Genomic DNA, 17,445 nt, shown 5'->3' on the forward strand with positions numbered 1-17,445 from the left:
GTTACAGTCTCTCGTGCCTAAACTCATCTTCCGGGTGTTTTGGGAGAATCCCCAAAATTTGGAGGAGAACCAGAATTGTAAATGAAGGAATGATATAAAAATACCGCTTCCATAATCGCTTAGGTTCGGTTAATAATCTAAACAACCATTCGAGTCCCGAGCGTTGCATCCACAGAGGAGCCTGAGGTTTCACCCCTGCATGGAAATCAAACGCGGCTCCCACTCCTATCATGACTGGAGTTGTAATTTCAGGGCGGTGTGCCGCCATCCACAGATCTTGTTTTGGGGTACCCAATCCAACCCAAAGAATATCCGCATTGGAGGCGTTAATTCGCTCCACAGCCCAATGATCCTCCTCCTCACTTAAAGGTCGAAAAGGCGGGGATTCCATTCCAGCCACTTTAAGTTCCGGAAATCGCCTTTTTAAATTACGAACCAGCCTCTCAGGTACTCCCTCGGCTCCGCCATAAAAATAATGAGACCAACCTGTTTTCATAGAGCGTTCGCACACTGCCAAAAGCAAATCAGGCCCATAAACCCGTGAGACCTGAGAGTATCCCTTGAAGCGCAGAAACCAGACTAATGGCATCCCATCGGGTGTCACTAAACCAGCCTGGTTTAGAGCTTTTTTTACCTCTCGATTCTTCCAGGCTTCCATCACTCCATGCACACCAGTGGCACAAATGTAGTGCGGTTCTCGCTTCTGAATCCAGGTTTCAATTTCATGAAGAGCTATCGCTGGGTTAATCGCACAAACATTGACCCCGAGTAAATCCTCACGAGAAATTCCGGGAGCCGGGTCTAGCGAAACCATTCTAATAACTCCTCCCCAGAAACTCGTCTCCGCCTCATAATTTCATGTCGCCATTGCTTTGCATTAGGAATAAGCTGTCTGATTCTGGTAAAGCCCCTTAAAGAAGTCTGCTCGAATAACAACATATATCCTAAAATCTGTAAATCGTACCATAAGATTGGAAGCCAATCTCTCCTCCAACCTTCCGGTGTTTCATTTTTTAGGAGTAAAAGATATCGGTTTTTAACCGCTTCTTGTCTGATCTCACATGCCATACCCTTCCGCCGTCCTGGCCGAAAAGAGCGCCGATGATATCCAATGGCCTTTGGAGTATACATGGCCCGCCAACCTAACAAACGGGCTCTCCACGCAAGATCTACATCCTCCTTATGGGCGAAAAACGTTTCATCAAAGTATTCTCCAAAAACCTTTATGTCTTCAAGCATATCCCGTCGGTATAAGGGTGCAGCCCCATCAACTCCAAACACCTCTGTTTCCAGGTCATACTGCCCCACATCTACCTGCCGATGCCCGCGAAGGTATTGCCTCCTCCTGCGATCCATAAACAGCCCTGTTGTGTCAATCTTATTCATACTATCCGAGTCAACCAGCATCAATTTTCCCCCTGACATCCCAATATTTTTATCTTTGCTGCACATTTCCAGCATACTTTCGATGTAATTTGCCTCTAATCTCACATCAGGGTTGAGAGGAAGATAATACTCCCCACGAGCAAGACGGATAGCCTGGTTGTGCCCTTTACAAAAACCTTCATTCCTGGAATTGACTATTATTTTAGCTTGCGCAAACCTGCTTCGAATTAAGTCCACAGAACCGTCTGTAGAACCGTTATCTACAATAATCAGCTCAAATGGAACAGTTTGCCTTGCTAACCCATCCAGGCAGTCAGGTAAATCTCGTAAGCTATTCCAGGAAACAATGCCGACAGAAACCAGGGAGTATCCCATCTCTCTATCCCATGAGAGCTTCTACCAGTTGCAGAAGTTTTTGTTGTTCTGTTTCTGCGTTTAAAAATCGCCTGGCTTGCATAGCAGCCTGTTTCATCTGGTTAATCTGATTGACCGATAGAGCATTCAGCGCGGCTGCAACTTTTTCTGGCTCTTCTGTTTCTGCAACCACACCACACGAAAATTGATGGATCAGCCTCGCCATTTCTGGCATAGGCCCAACACATACCGGCAGACAGGCAGATAAGTACTCAAAAAATTTATTTGGTAATGAGTACCGTAAACTGTATCCCTTTGAAGGAATGACAAAAATCCCCATATCATATTGGTTCAGTACCTCAGCCAAATCGCTTGGCGGAACGAAATCTCGAAAGAAAACCCTACCGGGGGCAATCTGTTTTGCGATTTTTTCTAGAAACCGACGATATTGAACATTCCCTCCCAGGAGAAATGTCAAGGTAAATCGCCGATCAAGGTATCCAACAATTTCGATCATTCTTTCAAGCTGTCGCTCCGGTGAGGCATAACCATGATGGACCAATTTCACTTCGTTTTCCAATGTAGGTTTAAAAGAAACACGTTCATTCAGTTTCGGAGCATTCATAACTACAATGGGATTGATACCAAATTCGTTATGATAACGATGAGCAACTGAAGGGTTAACTACAATCGTAGCATCAGCCTCAGATAGGTATCTTTGAAATTGATATTCAATCATAGGTTGATACAGGTGTTTCAGCCAGCCTCGATCTGTAAACTCATCCAGAGCGTACTCATGTAAGTCCAGAATGATTTTTGAGGACCGTTTTGTTTTATACTGTGAGGCAACTGGCATTGACCACCAGTTATTGGCGAGCACCAGATCCACATCGAGACTATTTAAAATTTCGAGGGCTTTTCGATGTCCTGGACGATACCAATACCAATACTCATATCCCCAACGCGGTAAAAATCGGCCAATTGAAAGAAAAAATGCCGTCATTAATACTCTCGGCAACTTTGGAGCCGAAAGAGAGCCGACTATATGGATTGCACTCGCAGGTAAAGCTTCAATTTCTTGTTGCGAACCATAGGCTATCACATGCATAGGAGATCTACATCCGAGTGTCTGAATTTGTCTTAAAACTCGGGAATGAATTTGTAAATCGATACTTCCTAAGGACAAAAAAGCTATCTTTTTTTTCATATTTTCCTGGTTCCTACGGCTTCCGCTCGGTGATATTAAAACGAAACAGCCAGAGAATTCTTTTAATCATCGCTTTCCGGTTTTCTTTACCCAGCAAAAACACCCCAAGAGTGATCATTACAGGAACCCAGATCACAATACTGAAAAAATAAGCCGTTCCTTCCAACCGCAAGAGGAACAAAGCGGTCAACATTATCACCCCTAAAAAATACAGAATAAGGCCTCCTGTTATTCCCGATGATATCCCGCGCTTTTTCATAAAAAAGCCCATCATTCCAGCCAGAAGTGTAAAGGAAAGAATATAAGCATACATTGCACCTTCAATCTCCCACCAGGGTATAAACAGGCGAGAAAGCCCGGTAAAAATAAAACCCCAGAGAAGGTTGAATACCGTCAGAGACCAAATATATCCCTTTCCGGTTAGAATAGCCGAAAAAATCGACGTAGTCATTGCCATTGGAATAGAAGCAATGGAATAAAGGAAAACAGCATAAGCTGCCGCGAGGTAATGGGTTCCAAAAAGAGCAGGAATCAAAGCTCTAGCTATCACACCTATTACCATTCCAACCACAAAACTCAGAAACCAGCTTATTTGAAGGTAGTTTTGGAATTCCTCTCTTTTTCCCTCAGATTCGGAAGACATGATTGGCAAGAGAGGAACACTCATGGCTACCGGAATAAACAAAACCACCTGTCCCAGTGAGCGAGCAATGTACATCCACCCTACCTGCTCAAGGTGAGACGAATATTTTTTAAGAAGAATATCTCCTACCCAATAAAAACCATACACTGAAATTACAGTCAGAAATAAAGGGAATGCAAATTTTAAAATTTCCTTAATGGTTTCTGCATTTAGTGAAGCCATTTTCTTTCTGAATCCACCAAACCCGATCACTTTCCAGAGTACAAGGAATGAAATGATAAAGGAGATGACTCCTTCTACAAAAAACGCCATAGCAACCCCAATCACTGAAAAGCGATTCACCAAAAGAACCATTAAGCCCAATCCAAGCAACGAATCTATGATTTCCAGCGCGCTTCGTTGATAATAAAGGGAAAATCCTTGAAGCAAAGACATATTAATCGCAAACAGAGATTGAAAAAAAACAGCTCCCCCCATCCAGCGAATGGGTTGGCCAAGCAACGGCTCTTGATAAACCCGGGAAGCAATAAAGTGAGCCAGTAGATACACTCCCGCACCCACCATTAAAGCAAAACAACCCACCAAGAAATAAAGGTTTACAACAAATTTTGTTATATCACTATGCCTGCTCCGTAACGAAGCGATATACTTTGCAGAAGTTGCCGGAAAACCAAAAATCGCTAGATTCAATACAAAATAAAAAAAAGAAAATAACAGTGAAAATAAACCAAAATCCAGGGCAGAGAGCAATCTTGCCACAAGAATAGTGCGAAATAAATTGAGCCCTTTGGCAAAAACAAGGCTAAATAAGGAGATTAATGTCCCGTTGATCATCTGGGATGCAAAGGTTTTGGTGTTCACCGATCCTTCCCCAACTCTTGCCATAAGGTCTCTATAGGTAAATATGGCACCGGTAAATTTTCCCTCTGAAAATATCCTTGGCTGAAATCATCATAGCCAAAAGACAACCACGTTGTAATAAACGCAAGGGCTTTCTCATCACAGCCAGAAGCCTGAGAGAACTTCCCTTCAGCCTCATATACTTTACCAAGAGCTTTATACATTTCTACGGATGGAGGTCCAATAAACAACGCCGTTTGGAGTGCTTTCTCCGCCTTTGTCCATTGACCAAGTCTCATAAAAGCTATTCCCAGGCCAAAATAACCCTGTGCATCATTCAAACCAATGGTCTTTTGAAAATACTCCACTGCGCCAGCCGCATCCCCTGCCTCAATCATCCGCCACCCTTCCCCTTCATAAGGGAACCTCTGGGATTCGCTCTCCACGATCTGATTCCACATCGGAGAAGCAGGCAATACTTCCCATAATGATAAGGAAGGCTGTAAGAGTAAGGCCTGACGATATGCTTTCTGTGCCTCGTCAATCTCGCCCTGGGCTTCGTATAAAGAGCCGACAAGCAACTGAAGCCCTGCCGATCCAGGGGCACGCTTAACAGCCTCATCAAGGCTGGCAAACGCCTCCCGACGGTCACCCGCCCACCATTGCAATACCGCCAGGTTTGCCCAGCCCAATGCAAATTCAGGCTGAGCATAAACCATCTGTTGGACGTCCTGTATCGCTGCCTCCAGCAGAGACGAATTCACAACCGCACCCTGGGCATCAATGGCCAGCTTTGCTTCTGCAATTCCCTTCTGGAAACGATAAAAGCTCAACCCCGGATCTTTTTCCACTGCCTCAGTAAGCTCCTCCTGAGCCAGCGACCAGTGATCAACCCGGACAGCGTCCATAGCTGTCTGATAATGGCTCCAGCCCCTGAGCATATAGATACCCCATCCTGCCGCAATGCCCCAACCTGCCAGCAGTAGCACACCTTGCCAGCATAATTTCTTCCGCGTGTTTCCACTCTGATTATTTGAAGGGGGCATCAGGCTCACCAAAAGCGCGGCCGTCAGATGGTTAATCAAGAAGGTATCCTGAGGTACATCAAACTGACTATGCACAGCTAACCCGACCAGGGCCGCCAGCGCTCCGGCGAGCATGGTTCGTTCTCCCTTTTTCCCGGTTCTCCAGCGGCGCCAGCCACTCCAGACCACCACCATCCCCAAACCCAGAAGGATAAGCAGGCTCAGGAACCCGCTCTCACCCAAAACATCTAAAAAGTACTGGTGGGCATGAGATAACAAAACGCCAGGTGGAATTGAAAAAAATTGCATAAAATATCTTGGAAAGGTTCCCGGCCCCGTGCCCAACCATGGGCGTTGAGCGAACATCTCAATGGCCACATGCCAGATGTAAAAACGCGGGTTCCCCGGTGGGTGGGTTGGATGTTGAGACTGGCGCAGAAAAAGCCCGCCAGCCACACCAGCAAGAGCCATTATTACAATCACCCTGGCCATAAGCTTCCAGCCTGTAATCCTTAATTGCTGCCATGCCCTGGAAATCTTTTCTCGCCGGTCTACTGCGAGAAGTATGCCCAGGGTGATCGTTGCCGCCAGAGCACTCAACCACCCTCCCCGCGAGGATGTAAAATACAGCAAGGCCAGGCACAGGCCAGTATAAACCCCGAGAATCCACCTCAGCCATTTTCTGGGGCTTGCCAGCAGGCGTACCGCCGCCAACGGCCAGAGACAGTTTAAATAAGCCGCAAGAATATTGGCATGCCTAATAGTTGCCTGTATACGAACCGTAGCCGGAGGGATGGGTTGCTCCCACCCCCCGATGGAAAACCATTGCCTGTACCATTCCAGTAATTCCTTAAAACCAAAGACAAGGAAAATCCCCCCTGCTGCAATCGTCATTTGGAGCCAGATTTCTACTCTTTTACCCGCCCTCTCCAGATCGACCATCATATAAAATACAAGCACGCATACCAGCTCATATCCCCAACGTTCCAGACTCACCCGTGGATCTATGGAGGCCAGAGCACTGAAAAGGCATACAATCACCCAGAGAAGTAATGGCCAATCAAGGGGAGTGGATGGAAAAGGTCTCCTTCGTAGAAATCGCCAGACCATCCAGCCCAGCCCCCCCAGAACAATCAGCCAGGTATTGATCCACACCAGGGGATAAAGAATTCTCCCGGAATATTTTCCCCCTGCGAAGGCAAGATAAAATGCAAGAAGGAGTAAACCTGATCGAGTGAGTACCCGGTCCCAGGAAACTTGAGATAGATGCTTCAACGTATTCTCCCGATAACCTCTAGATTAATTCCCATTTTATAGGATTTTCACCTCAGCGCACCTTGCGGTTGGCTTGCACCTCTCCGAATCATGGTCAAATTCTGGCTATAATAGCCATAACCTTGATGGAGGGTAACCCTTTTTCATGAAACAATTAATTCAGAACATTCGCAACGGAAAGGCTGAGGTTGCTGAAGTGCCCTGCCCTGCACCGCGGCGTGGAACTGCCCTGGTGCGTACCGCTGTTTCCCTGGTCTCGGCAGGAACGGAACGTATGGTCGTGGAATTTGCCGAAAAAAACCTCCTGGAAAAAGCACGTTCCCGCCCCGACCTGGTGCGCCAGGCCCTGGAGAAAGCCCGCCGCGAAGGGTTCCTTTCCACCGTGCAATCCATTTTTAATCGCCTTGACCAGCCAATGGCGTTAGGCTATTCCGCCGCCGGTACCATCCTTGCGATCGGTGAAGGGTTGCAGGGCTTCCAGCCCGGCGATCGAGTGGCCTGCGCTGGCGGAGGTTATGCCGTCCATGCTGAATATATCGTTGTTCCGCAAAACTTAATGGTAAAGCTCCCCGACCATGTAGGTTTCGAGTCCGCCGCGTTTACCACCCTTGGAGCCATCGCCCTGCATGGTTTCCGGCTGGCTTCTCCCCAGGTTGGAGAGTCGATCGCCGTCATTGGGCTCGGGTTGCTCGGTCTGCTGACTTGCAGCATTGCCCGTGCCGCTGGCTGCCAGGTGTTCGGGGTAGATCGGGCCTCAGAGCGCGTGGCCCTGGCAGAAAAGCTCGGAACTCCCGCCTCCCTGCGTGAAAACGCCGAAGCCACCGCAAGGACTTTCACCAGAGGACGCGGTTTCGACGTCGTGCTCATCTGCGCGGATACTCCTTCCAGCGATCCTGTCGAGCTGGCCGGTGAGATTGCCCGTGACCGGGGGAGAGTGGTAGCCATTGGGAATGTGGGCCTGAATATTCCCCGAAAATTGTATTACCAGCGAGAACTCACCTTTCAGGTTTCTCGATCGTATGGGCCGGGGCGGTACGACCCCGTCTACGAAGAGAAAGGGCAGGATTATCCCATCGGCTATGTGCGTTGGAGTGAGGGACGTAACCTGGAAGCCATTGTCGATCTCATGTCCACAGGCCGCCTCGACCCGCACCCGCTGATCACCCATCGCTTTCCCATCGATGAAGCCCCCGCAGCTTACGAACTGATCACCGGCCGGAAGCGCGAACCTTTTCTGGGGGTACTGCTCACCTACCCGACCGCTGAGGGCACTCACCCGCAACGAAGGGTGGATCTCCGGCCAGGCTCATCGCTTCCCGTAGCACGTCCAACAGTGGGCGTACTGGGGGCGGGGAATTATGCCATGGCCGTCTTTTTACCGATCCTTCAAAAAGCGGGAGGCATCGAATTGGCCGGCATTGCCTCGGCCTCAGGCCTTTCTGCACGTCATGCAGCTCAAAAGTTCGGCTTCCGGTTTGCCGCCTCTGACGAAAGCGAAATCCTCGATCGCCCTGAAATCAATACCGTGGTTGTGCTCACCCCGCATCATCGCCATGCCGATCAGGTGCTTCACGCTCTCCGCGCCGGGAAACACGTTTACTGTGAAAAACCCCTCGCATTAAGGCAGCAAGCGCTGGACGAAATTGAAACTGTATTACAGGCAGATGGAACCCCTCGATTAATGGTTGGCTTCAACCGGCGTTTTGCTCCACTCGCAGGGCAACTCCACGCCGCCCTGCAGCGCCGGAGCGAACCCCTTATGGCCCATTATCGGGTCAATGCTGGCTTCCTCCCCGCCACCCATTGGACACAGGACCCGGAAACAGGCGGTGGACGCATGGTCGGTGAAGGGTGCCACTTTATCGACTTCCTCACCTTCCTCGTCGGTCAGCCTCCGGTCAGCCTTGAAGTTCGCGCCTTGCCCGATGCCGGAGTGTATCATCAAGACAACGCATTGGTTACCCTGACTTTTCCTGATGGTTCTATTGGAACACTGGCCTACCTGGCCAATGGAGACCGCGCTGTTCCCAAAGAGCGCCTTGAAGTCTTTTGCGGTGGCATGGTCGCCATTCTGGACGATTTTCGCCAGCTTGAAATCACCTCCAAGGGCAAACGTACCGTTACCCGTTTACCCTTCGGCCAGGACAAGGGGCATCGAGCTGCCTGGAGCGCATTTATGGAGAGTATCCGCACCGGTGGCCTCCCTCCCATTCCTTACGATCAACTCCTGGCGGTTAGCCGTGCCGCCATTCAGGCACAGTCAAAGTTATCCGGAGCGCAGAACTGATTTTTCCTCAGAGAGTACCCTCCGTGAATGGATTTCAGTCCGCGGTGAAATACCTTAAGGTTGCCCGTGTACTCGGGCTCCGCGCAATTGGATGGTACCTGGTTTATCAGGCCGGGCTGCGCAGTGGGCATTATCGCCGTTCTACTCCCTCAAAGAGGGAGACTCGTACTCTCTCCCTGCGTCCGGCCTGGCCTCTTCCGCCTGTTGAACTGGTTAAAGGGGTCCTGGGAGACGCTGGCTGTTCCGATCTCCTGGCCGAAGCGGACGAAATTACAGAGGGGCGCATACGGCTCTTTGGAGGGCCATCCGTGAACATAGACCTCGCCCCACCCTCTCCTCTGCACCACTGGACGGATTACGAACAGCGAAAGGCCTCTCCCGGCGCTGAAGACGTGAAGCTCATCTGGGAGCCCGCCCGATTCGGTTTTGCCTACACCCTTGGGAGGGCCTACCATATCACTCATGATGAGCGTTATGCTGAAGCCTTCTGGACCTTTTTTGAAGCTTTCGATCAGGCTAACCCGCCCAACCTGGGGCCGAATTGGGTTTCGGCCCAGGAAGTGGCCTTACGGCTGCTGGCCCTGGCATTTGCCAGCACAGTGTTTTCTACCTCACCCCACAGCACCTCTGCCCGGCAAGTACGGCTTGCCCAGTCGGTAGCCGAACACGCCAGCCGCATCCCTCATACCCTTCCCTATGCGCGCGCTCAGCAGAACAACCATCACCTGAGCGAAGCCCTTGGCCTCTATATGGCAGGGGTAGTTCTTCTAGACCATCCTCTGGCCGCTCGCTGTCGAGAACTGGGCTGGCGTGAGCTCAACCAGGCTTTGCAGAGTCAGATCGAACCTGACGGCACCTACACGCAACATTCTACCAATTACCACCGCCTGATGCTCCAGGCAGCCCTGCTGGCAGATACCATCCGGCGTTCGCAACAGCGAGCCTGGCCTTCTCTGACTCTCCAACGCCTGCAGGCAGCCTCTGGCTGGCTGTACCATCATCTCGACCTTCTCAGCGGGCGCGTGCCTAATCTGGGGCACAACGATGGCGCATACATCCTCCCGCTTGCCTCTGGCGGCTTCTCGGACTTTCGTCCGACGATCCAGGCGTGCGCCCGGGCTTTCGGTTCCCCACTGCTCCTCCCCCCTGGCCCCTGGGACGAGCTTTCCCTCTGGCTTGGTTTAGAGAATGCCCACCCGGCAGAGCCAGCCACCCCATATGTTTCCCCGCCCTCGCCCATGCCCAGGCTCACCCATCCCGGTGGGAAGGGCTGGGCCAGCCTGCGTGCAGTGCACCTGAAAAACCGTCCATCTCATGCCGATCAGCTCCATGTAGAGATCTGGTTTGAAGGCGAAAACCTGGCCATGGATGCCGGAACGTACCGCTATAACGCCCTCCCACCCTGGGACAACGCCCTGGCCTGTACAGCTGTCCACAACACCGTCACCGTGGATGACATTGATCAGATGACCCGCGCCGGTAAATTCCTCTGGGTCGATCTGGCTCAGGCAAAATATACCGCTCTTTCTCCGCAATCCATCTGTGCCGAACAGGACGGCTATCACCGGCTGGGAATCCGGCATCGTCGTGAAATCTTCAGCACAGAAGGGGGATGGATGATTCATGATGACCTTCTGCCATCCCCTTCTGGAACCCCCCATCGGCACCGCTTTACCCTGCACTGGTTGTTACCTGACTGGCCCTGTGAAATGCCTTCTCAGAATGCGCTTACCCTGTATGGAAAATCCTTTCTTTTGACCGTGCAGGTCACAGTCACCTCCCCCGTGCAAAATCCCGGAGAAGAACCTTTACTGCAACTGATTCGCGCCAGCGAAAGCCTGGTCGGCCCACCCTCTCCAGCACCCATCTTTGGCTGGGTTTCGCCAACGTACAATCTGCGCCAGCCAGCCCTCAGCTTACGATTAAGCCTGAATGCTATGGCTCCGGTGCATTTCACCACCTCCTTCATCATCCAGAATCAACCCACGGCCTCTGCCCGGAGGTCAGGATGAAACCATCGAGACCGCGTGCAACAGAAAGTGGGATTTTCTATCCGCCCCATATGAATACGATATAATGTTTTTATGCACAGGGGATTGTTCCTTGATCGTGATGGGGTCATTATCGAAAACCGTGAAGAGTATGTGCGTTCCTGGGAAGATGTTGAAATTTACCCCCAGGCTCTGGAGGCCCTTGCAAGCCTCTCATCCACTCCCCTCAAAGTCGTCATCGTCACCAACCAGGCCGCCATCGGCAAAGGCCTGCTCACAATCCACAAAGCGGAAGAGATTAATCACCGGTTGATTGAGATTATTCGCGCTGCGGGCGGCGTGGTAGATGGCCTGTATCTTTGCCCGCACACCGCAGAAGACCACTGTACCTGTCGAAAACCACAACCTGGGCTCATCCTCCAGGCCGCCCGCGAATTGGGAATTGATCTGAGCCGCTCGGCGCTCATTGGAGATGCGCTCACCGATCTTCAGGCTGGCCAGGCGGCCGGCATTCCACAGTTAGCGCTCGTACGCACCGGACGCGGCGCCGCACAGGAGCCACTGGTACGCTCCAATGGATTCCCAAACGTCTCAGTCTTTGACCACCTTAAAGCGGCGGTGCATTTTTTACTTCCAACCCTGAGCGATTAATCCCCCCTCTCTCCTTTCCAGGCCGCAACTTTTCCACCCCTTTTTCGACCAAGAGAATAGAACTCACTTAACGGGTGAAGCTTTCTGAGATTTTCCGAGATAGCCGGACGAAATCCTTAATCGGTACCCAATAATTGCTTGCGCAACGGTTGTTTTTCCCTGTGCCATAACCAACCGCATCCCTCCCAGCCACAGGAAAGCATCCTGAGGTTCAAGCCTGGAGTGTTTGCGGATGTTCAAAAGAAGGAAATCTCTGTTCTGGTGCCTGCTGGCAGCTCTCTTTATTCCCTCTCAAATTGTGCTGGCCGTTGCCGGGCAGCAAGGGAGCGGCGGGTACTACAATTACCTGCCGGCTATCATGAATCGCTACGTGCAACCCTATTCGGTGCGCGTCAACGTACCCTATTTTTCAGGCAACGCCTCTGATCATTTTTCAGAAGCCGCAATCTTCTGGTTTGGCAAAGTCACACCATCGGAAAATTATGCCGATATCCGTTTTGCCTATGATCAAACCAAACTTTGGGTTTACGTGGCCGTTTTCGATCAGTATCTCTGGTACAACCCCTCTCAATCGAACCCTTCTACCCTCACCGACTGGGACGCCATCACCCTCTTAATCAATCTGAACGGCAACACGGGGAACTTTCCTGATACCAGCTCCTACCGCTTCATTGGCGCAATGAGCTGGACGAGCGATTATTCCGAACCCCGCTACCAGGCCGCTTATCAGGGAAACGGAACGGGATGGTCTCTGGCCTCGATTATTTTCAAAACCCGCCCTGGCTATCGAAGCCCCTTCAATGACAATACTAAGAGCGGGCGCGGATGGGCCATGACTTTTGAAATTCCCTTCTCCAGTCTGGGCTTTCCCGGGAAGCCCCCCGATGGCACCCTGTGGGGCGTGGGTGTGCAAATGCACGATCGAGACTCTCAGGCCGGGCCACCTCAACCCGTCAAGAACTGGCCCGATTTCATGCAACGAGACACCCCCTCAACCTGGGCGCAGCTCCGCTTTGGCCTGCCAGCGTACGGCGCCCAGCCCGGCAGTCCCGCCGGTACAACCCTCATTCGCGAAGACGCATCCAGAGGCATTAACGTTCCAGATGCCGGTGTAGGAGGAACGCTCGGTAACCTTTGCCCGGGGGATGACAACTTTATCTGGAATCAATGGGGGAACCTCAATTTTGGATCGGGAACGGGCGTCAACATCCAGAACCAGTCAGACGTAGCCGACTGGCCCTGCTTTTCAAAGTATTACATCACCTTCCCCCTTAACGCCGTTCCATCGGGGAAGACCATCCTCTCAGCAAAACTGATCCTGCATCAATGGGGAGGGTCGGATGGAACACCCAAACCGGTAGCCTCGTTGATTCAGGTATTTACGGTTAAAGATGACTGGGGCGAGGGAAGTATCACCTGGAACAATGCCCCCCCTCCGCTTGAAAACGTGAGCCAGGCCTGGGTTGATGTGTATTTCATGCCAACCAACGCCTGGCCCGGGGCTGCCCGCGTGTGGGATGTAACCTACGCCGCCTCCCGTGCTTATGATACCGGGCAACCCCTGCGGCTAGCTCTCTATGAGGCCGACAGTAACTACCATTCGGGGAAACACTTCACCACCTCCGATGCAGAGAGCTGGAACATTGAAGGCCGGCCAGCACTGGAAATTAAATGGGGGAACTGATACACTGGAATATAATCAAAATCAATCGGTGCAGAAACGAGCGACCTTTCTGCCCTGGCACTTATGGTGAAACTGTTCCTCTCGCTTATCCTCGTGCTTGGCATCACGGGCTGTAGTGCAATGGAGACCAGCTCCACAACGCTGCCGTCCATTGAGCTCTCATCGCCTGCTTTTCAGGCGGAGCAGCCCATCCCTCCCCGCTATACCTGTGATGGCGAAGACAGCTCCCCTCCTCTGCAGTGGGGCGATCCTCCCGAAGGCACGCGCTCGTTTGCATTAATCATGGATGACCCCGATGCCCCAGCTGGCACCTGGGTACACTGGGTGGTATACAACCTGCCCGGCGAAGTTCGAGAACTTCCTGAGGGGGCTTCACGCGCACGGGCCAGTGAGTTCTCCCTCCCTCAAGGGGCTGTTCAGGGTAAAACCAGTTTCAACCGCACCGATTACGGCGGCCCTTGCCCTCCTTCCGGGCAGCACCGATATTTCTTCCGTCTTTACGCACTCGATACCACCATAGAGGACGGCATCCTGGATAAAAAAGCCCTCCTGAAGGCCATGGAAGGCCACATCCTGGCTCAGGGAGAACTCATGGGAGTATACCAACGCCAATGATTCCCTGGAAAACCCTTCAAATTCAACCTGTTTTTTCTTCAGACCGCTGGCTTACGGTAGAAGACCGCACCGTTCAGACGCCTGACGGCCAGGTCATTGAGCACTGGCCCTGGGTGATCACTCCAGACTACATCAATGTGCTGGCGGTAACCCCTGATGGCCGGTACCTGGTGTTTCGCCAGGGCAAGTATGGCCTGGAAGGGGATTCCCTGGCCCCCGTCGGAGGGTACCTTGAACCGGGAGAAGACCCGCTCGCCGCGGCACAGCGCGAGTTGCTTGAAGAAACCGGTTACACCGCCCGGCAATGGCACCACCTGGGCCATTTTCTCGTCGATCCAAACCGCGGTGTGGCACGCGGAGACCTCTTCCTGGCCAGCGACGCCTTCCAGGTGGCTCAACCGGTGCCGGATGATCTGGAAGAACAGGAACTCCTTTTACTAAGCCGCGCTGAATTAGAAACCGCCCTGCGCCGGGGGCAATTCAAAGTGCTGGCATGGGCGGCAACGGTGGCTTTTGCCTTGCTGAGCAACCCGCAGGATGAGCAGAGTTTCACCACCAGCCCCGGGTGACCCATTCAACGCGCCAGCCCCGCCTCCTCAGCGCCCCTGTTGCACCTGAGGAAGAAGCTCCTCCAGCCCCCGGCAGAGAGCTTCCACATCTTCCCGGGTGTTATAACCCTGCACCGAAACCCGTACAAACTTATTCCCATTCCACTCAATGAATGGCACTTCTACCTGAAACTCATCGTAAAGGCGATCCTTCAACACCTGGAGGTCAGTTGTTTCAGGCAGGGGGGCAATGGCCATCTGGTAATAAAGATCAGAATCCAGGGGGTAGAGCGGGCTCTTGCCGACCAGAGCGCAAAGGTGTTCCACCGTCCATCTTAACCGATCGTGGCAGGTTTTTCGCACTTCGCCCCAGCGATATTCTTCCATAAAACGAATCGCTGCCGGAACCGCAAGAGCAGCCGCCGGATCATGAGTGCCTGTCCATTGCAGGTAATCGACCAGCGGTGAACCTGTCCTGTTCCGATAGCCCCAGCTCACCACCAGCGGCTCGATCAACCTCTGCATTTCCGGGCGAGCGTAAAGGAATCCCGCACCTTTCGGGCTGAGCATCCATTTGTGACAGTTCCCGGTGTAAAAATCTGCTCCAATGGCCTCCAGGTCGAGGTCTATCTGCCCGGGTGCATGAGCTCCATCCACGATGGTTAAAACCCCTTGCTGCCGGGCACGGGCACAAATTTCTTTCACCGGCAGGGTAAGCGCAGTGGGAGAGGTGATGTGACTGAGGAAAATTACCCGCGTGCGCGGGGTTACCCCCTCCCAGAACTGATCCAGAAGTTCATCTTTCGAGGCGACTGGAAGACGAAGGGGTTGTCGCACGTACTTCGCCCCCATCCTCTGACAGTAGAACTCCCACGTTGCCTCACAGGCACCGTACTCATGGTCTGTGGCCAGCACCTCATCTCCTGGAGCGAGGTGGAGAGAATGCGCCAGAATATTCACCCCGTGCGTGGCGTTTGGAACCAGAGCCAGGTTATCGGCCCGGGTATGCAGGGCTTCTGCCAGCACCTCTCGAACCTGGCGATCCAGAGCGGGATAATTCCGCCCCAGGAAAAGCACCGGTTGCCGTTCCAATTCTCGCTGCCAGGATTGATAATCCTCAAAAACCGGGCGCGGGCAGGCACCGAAAGAACCATGGTTGAGAAAATGGATGTGAGGATCCAGCAAAAAAAGGGTACGAAGCTGTTCCGGGTCACAGGAAGATGTCATCATAGAACCTCAAGTCATCGGCAAAGATCCATTCAATGATACCAGCCGGAAGCGGGTATTTTCACCTTTGGTGACTTATAACGCCCGCTCAGGTGAAATTTATCCGTTGACTGAGCCACGTCTATTCGATATAACTACCGCGCCTGATGGGGCCTTACCGGTCAATGCCCCATGTCCTGTTGTATTGGCACAGGGAGCGCAAGAAATCCCCGGCAAATGTACCGGGGTTTTTTCTGGCTTCACCAGGGATCAATTTTTCTATGAATAAGGATAGCTTGATGGATACCCTGAAAAACGATAAAAACCTTTCTTCACCTGCCCGGCGCATCGGTTTTACCACCGCACTGGGTACGCTGTTTGCCACCCTCGGATCGGCCATTGGCCTCGGGAATATCTGGAAGTTCCCCTACCTCACCGGTGCCAACGGCGGTGCTGCCTTTATCCTGGTTTATATCATCAGCACACTCCTGGTTGGATTGCCCGTCATGATCGCAGAAATTATGCTGGGACGGTCTGCCCGCGCCGACGCTATCAATACCCTGCGAAAACTCTCTCCGAGCCCTCGTCAGCCCTGGTGGCTGATTGGTGCCGGTGGAGCACTTGCAGCCTTTTTGATTATGGCGTTTTATTCTGAAGTGGCCGGATGGGTGCTGGCATATATCTTCAAAGCCGCCTCCGGTAGCATTCTTTCTACCGATCCGTCTGTGACCTCGCAGGCTTTCCAGTCGCTGGTGACCAACCCATGGCAGGCGCTTCTCTGGCAATGGATCACCCTTGCCCTGGTTGCCGTCATCCTCATCCGCGGTGTTTCCAGAGGGATCGAAGCCACCACCAAACGGCTCATTCCCCTGCTTTTTGCCCTCCTGATCCTGGTCGATATTCGCAGTCTCACCCTTCCTGGCGCATCACAGGGTCTGGCCTTCCTGTTCACTCCCGATTTTTCTCGCCTTACTGCAGCCAGTGTGCTCACGGCCATGGGGCTGGCTTTCTTTAAGCTTTCCATCGGCATGGGCACCATGATCACTTATGGGAGTTATTATGGAGAGGAAGAAAACATTCCTTCCAACACAGCGCGGGTAATGCTCTCTGACCTGGTGGTTTCTATCCTGGCCGGACTGGCGATCTTCCCGGCGGTGTTTGCCTTTGGCTTCAAACCAGAGGCCGGGCCTTCCCTGCTGTTCATTACCATCCCGGCAGTATTCTCAGCCATGCCGCTGGGAAACATCTTCATGGTGCTCTTTTTCATCCTGGCCGCCATCGCAGCCACTGGCGCCATGCTCTCACTGGTCGAGGTACCGGTAGCATTTCTTCATGAACAGGTTGGGCTTTCACGCCGCAATGCCACTTTGCTTACCACCCTTCTGCTGGCACTCGTCGGGGCTACAGCTGCTCTCTCCAACTCAACCCTGGCTCACTGGACTTTCTTCGGAAAAAACCTCTTTGATCTGTATGACTTTATTACCTCAAACCTCCTCATGCCCATTGGGGGTTTCTTCGTGGCCATTTTTGCCGGTTGGGTCTGGGGCACGGGGAAAATCCGCGAAGCACTCAGCAACCACTCCCGGCTTTCCAACCGCTGGGTGGTTAACGCCTTCATCTTTGTCCTTCGGTATATCACACCACTGCTGGTATTGATCATCCTTCTGCGTGGACTGGGTCTCCTTCCAGCCTGAATCCTTGCCTTTCGCCCTGAAAGCCCCCAAAGGATAGCT

Annotated in this window: 13 protein-coding genes; 7 read left to right on the forward strand and 6 right to left on the reverse strand. The window is 52.4% G+C overall.

Annotated elements, in window-relative coordinates:
• Nucleotide 1 precedes the first annotated feature (1 nt).
• The 5 genes from ATHL_RS11935 to ATHL_RS11955 all read right to left on the reverse strand — a co-directional run bounded on the left by ATHL_RS11935 (nt 2) and on the right by ATHL_RS11955 (nt 6,730).
• On the reverse strand, nt 2-658 hold the full coding sequence (locus ATHL_RS11935) for a WecB/TagA/CpsF family glycosyltransferase (RefSeq protein WP_201797968.1): 657 nt from the start codon (nt 656-658) through the stop codon (nt 2-4).
• Between the two features lie 143 nt (nt 659-801).
• The gene (locus ATHL_RS11940; RefSeq protein WP_062193942.1) at nt 802-1,761 is read right to left on the reverse strand and encodes a glycosyltransferase family 2 protein; all 960 of its coding nucleotides are present in this window, start codon (nt 1,759-1,761) and stop codon (nt 802-804) included.
• Nucleotides 1,762-1,765: 4 nt separating this feature from the next.
• Complete coding sequence (locus ATHL_RS11945) at nt 1,766-2,947, reverse strand: glycosyltransferase (RefSeq protein ID WP_084001399.1); 1,182 nt, start codon at nt 2,945-2,947, stop codon at nt 1,766-1,768.
• 13 nt (nt 2,948-2,960) lie between these two features.
• Nucleotides 2,961-4,451, reverse strand: coding sequence for an oligosaccharide flippase family protein (locus ATHL_RS11950; RefSeq protein ID WP_062193948.1), 1,491 nt, complete (start codon nt 4,449-4,451; stop codon nt 2,961-2,963).
• The gene (locus ATHL_RS11955; RefSeq protein WP_062193951.1) at nt 4,448-6,730 is read right to left on the reverse strand and encodes an O-antigen ligase family protein; all 2,283 of its coding nucleotides are present in this window, start codon (nt 6,728-6,730) and stop codon (nt 4,448-4,450) included. Before ATHL_RS11955 ends, ATHL_RS11950 begins: the two co-directional genes overlap by 4 nt.
• A 145-nt stretch (nt 6,731-6,875) precedes the next feature.
• Here ATHL_RS11955 and ATHL_RS11960 point away from each other — a divergent pair, with 145 nt between their 5' ends.
• The 6 genes from ATHL_RS11960 (at nt 6,876) to ATHL_RS11985 (ending at nt 14,527) form a co-directional block, all read left to right on the forward strand.
• Complete coding sequence (locus tag ATHL_RS11960) at nt 6,876-9,017, forward strand: bi-domain-containing oxidoreductase (RefSeq protein ID WP_062193953.1); 2,142 nt, start codon at nt 6,876-6,878, stop codon at nt 9,015-9,017.
• Between the two features lie 23 nt (nt 9,018-9,040).
• Nucleotides 9,041-11,029: an alginate lyase family protein gene (locus tag ATHL_RS11965; protein ID WP_062193956.1), complete on the forward strand. Its 1,989-nt coding sequence runs from the start codon at nt 9,041-9,043 to the stop codon at nt 11,027-11,029.
• 72 nt (nt 11,030-11,101) lie between these two features.
• On the forward strand, nt 11,102-11,659 hold the full coding sequence (locus tag ATHL_RS11970) for a D-glycero-alpha-D-manno-heptose-1,7-bisphosphate 7-phosphatase (RefSeq protein WP_062193958.1): 558 nt from the start codon (nt 11,102-11,104) through the stop codon (nt 11,657-11,659).
• Nucleotides 11,660-11,891: 232 nt separating this feature from the next.
• Nucleotides 11,892-13,343 carry a DNRLRE domain-containing protein gene (locus ATHL_RS11975; protein ID WP_062193961.1) on the forward strand — a complete coding sequence of 484 codons (1,452 nt, stop codon included), beginning with the start codon at nt 11,892-11,894 and terminating at the stop codon, nt 13,341-13,343.
• Nucleotides 13,344-13,406: 63 nt separating this feature from the next.
• Entirely contained in the window at nt 13,407-13,958 is a 552-nt protein-coding gene (locus ATHL_RS11980) for a YbhB/YbcL family Raf kinase inhibitor-like protein (protein WP_084001401.1), read from the forward strand.
• Nucleotides 13,955-14,527, forward strand: coding sequence for an NUDIX hydrolase (locus ATHL_RS11985; RefSeq protein ID WP_062193964.1), 573 nt, complete (start codon nt 13,955-13,957; stop codon nt 14,525-14,527). The genes ATHL_RS11980 and ATHL_RS11985 overlap by 4 nt, the downstream gene beginning before the upstream one ends.
• Nucleotides 14,528-14,554: 27 nt before the next feature.
• Here the strand turns inward: ATHL_RS11985 and ATHL_RS11990 are convergent, their stop codons facing one another.
• A complete protein-coding gene (locus ATHL_RS11990; RefSeq protein WP_062193966.1) occupies nt 14,555-15,736 on the reverse strand; it encodes an aminotransferase class V-fold PLP-dependent enzyme in 1,182 nt (393 codons plus the stop codon).
• A 275-nt stretch (nt 15,737-16,011) separates the two neighbouring features.
• Here ATHL_RS11990 and ATHL_RS11995 point away from each other — a divergent pair, with 275 nt between their 5' ends.
• Nucleotides 16,012-17,406 carry a sodium-dependent transporter gene (locus ATHL_RS11995; RefSeq protein ID WP_062193969.1) on the forward strand — a complete coding sequence of 465 codons (1,395 nt, stop codon included), beginning with the start codon at nt 16,012-16,014 and terminating at the stop codon, nt 17,404-17,406.
• Nucleotides 17,407-17,445: the final 39 nt, after the last annotated feature.

It is taken from the genome of Anaerolinea thermolimosa (genome assembly GCF_001050195.2).
GTDB lineage: Bacteria > Chloroflexota > Anaerolineae > Anaerolineales > Anaerolineaceae > Anaerolinea > Anaerolinea thermolimosa.

Excerpts from the sequence above, each read along its gene's own strand:
- ATHL_RS11935 (WP_201797968.1), bottom strand. The coding sequence starts at position 658 with ATGGAAGCCTGGAAGAATCGAGAGGTAAAAAAAGCTCTAAACCAGGCT.
- ATHL_RS11940 (WP_062193942.1), bottom strand. The coding sequence starts at position 1,761 with ATGGGATACTCCCTGGTTTCTGTCGGCATTGTTTCCTGGAATAGCTTA.
- ATHL_RS11945 (WP_084001399.1), bottom strand. The coding sequence starts at position 2,947 with ATGAAAAAAAAGATAGCTTTTTTGTCCTTAGGAAGTATCGATTTACAA.
- ATHL_RS11960 (WP_062193953.1), top strand. The coding sequence starts at position 6,876 with ATGAAACAATTAATTCAGAACATTCGCAACGGAAAGGCTGAGGTTGCT.
- ATHL_RS11970 (WP_062193958.1), top strand. The coding sequence starts at position 11,102 with ATGCACAGGGGATTGTTCCTTGATCGTGATGGGGTCATTATCGAAAAC.
- ATHL_RS11975 (WP_062193961.1), top strand. The coding sequence starts at position 11,892 with ATGTTCAAAAGAAGGAAATCTCTGTTCTGGTGCCTGCTGGCAGCTCTC.
- ATHL_RS11980 (WP_084001401.1), top strand. The coding sequence starts at position 13,407 with ATGGTGAAACTGTTCCTCTCGCTTATCCTCGTGCTTGGCATCACGGGC.
- ATHL_RS11985 (WP_062193964.1), top strand. The coding sequence starts at position 13,955 with ATGATTCCCTGGAAAACCCTTCAAATTCAACCTGTTTTTTCTTCAGAC.
- ATHL_RS11990 (WP_062193966.1), bottom strand. The coding sequence starts at position 15,736 with ATGATGACATCTTCCTGTGACCCGGAACAGCTTCGTACCCTTTTTTTG.
- ATHL_RS11995 (WP_062193969.1), top strand. The coding sequence starts at position 16,012 with ATGGATACCCTGAAAAACGATAAAAACCTTTCTTCACCTGCCCGGCGC.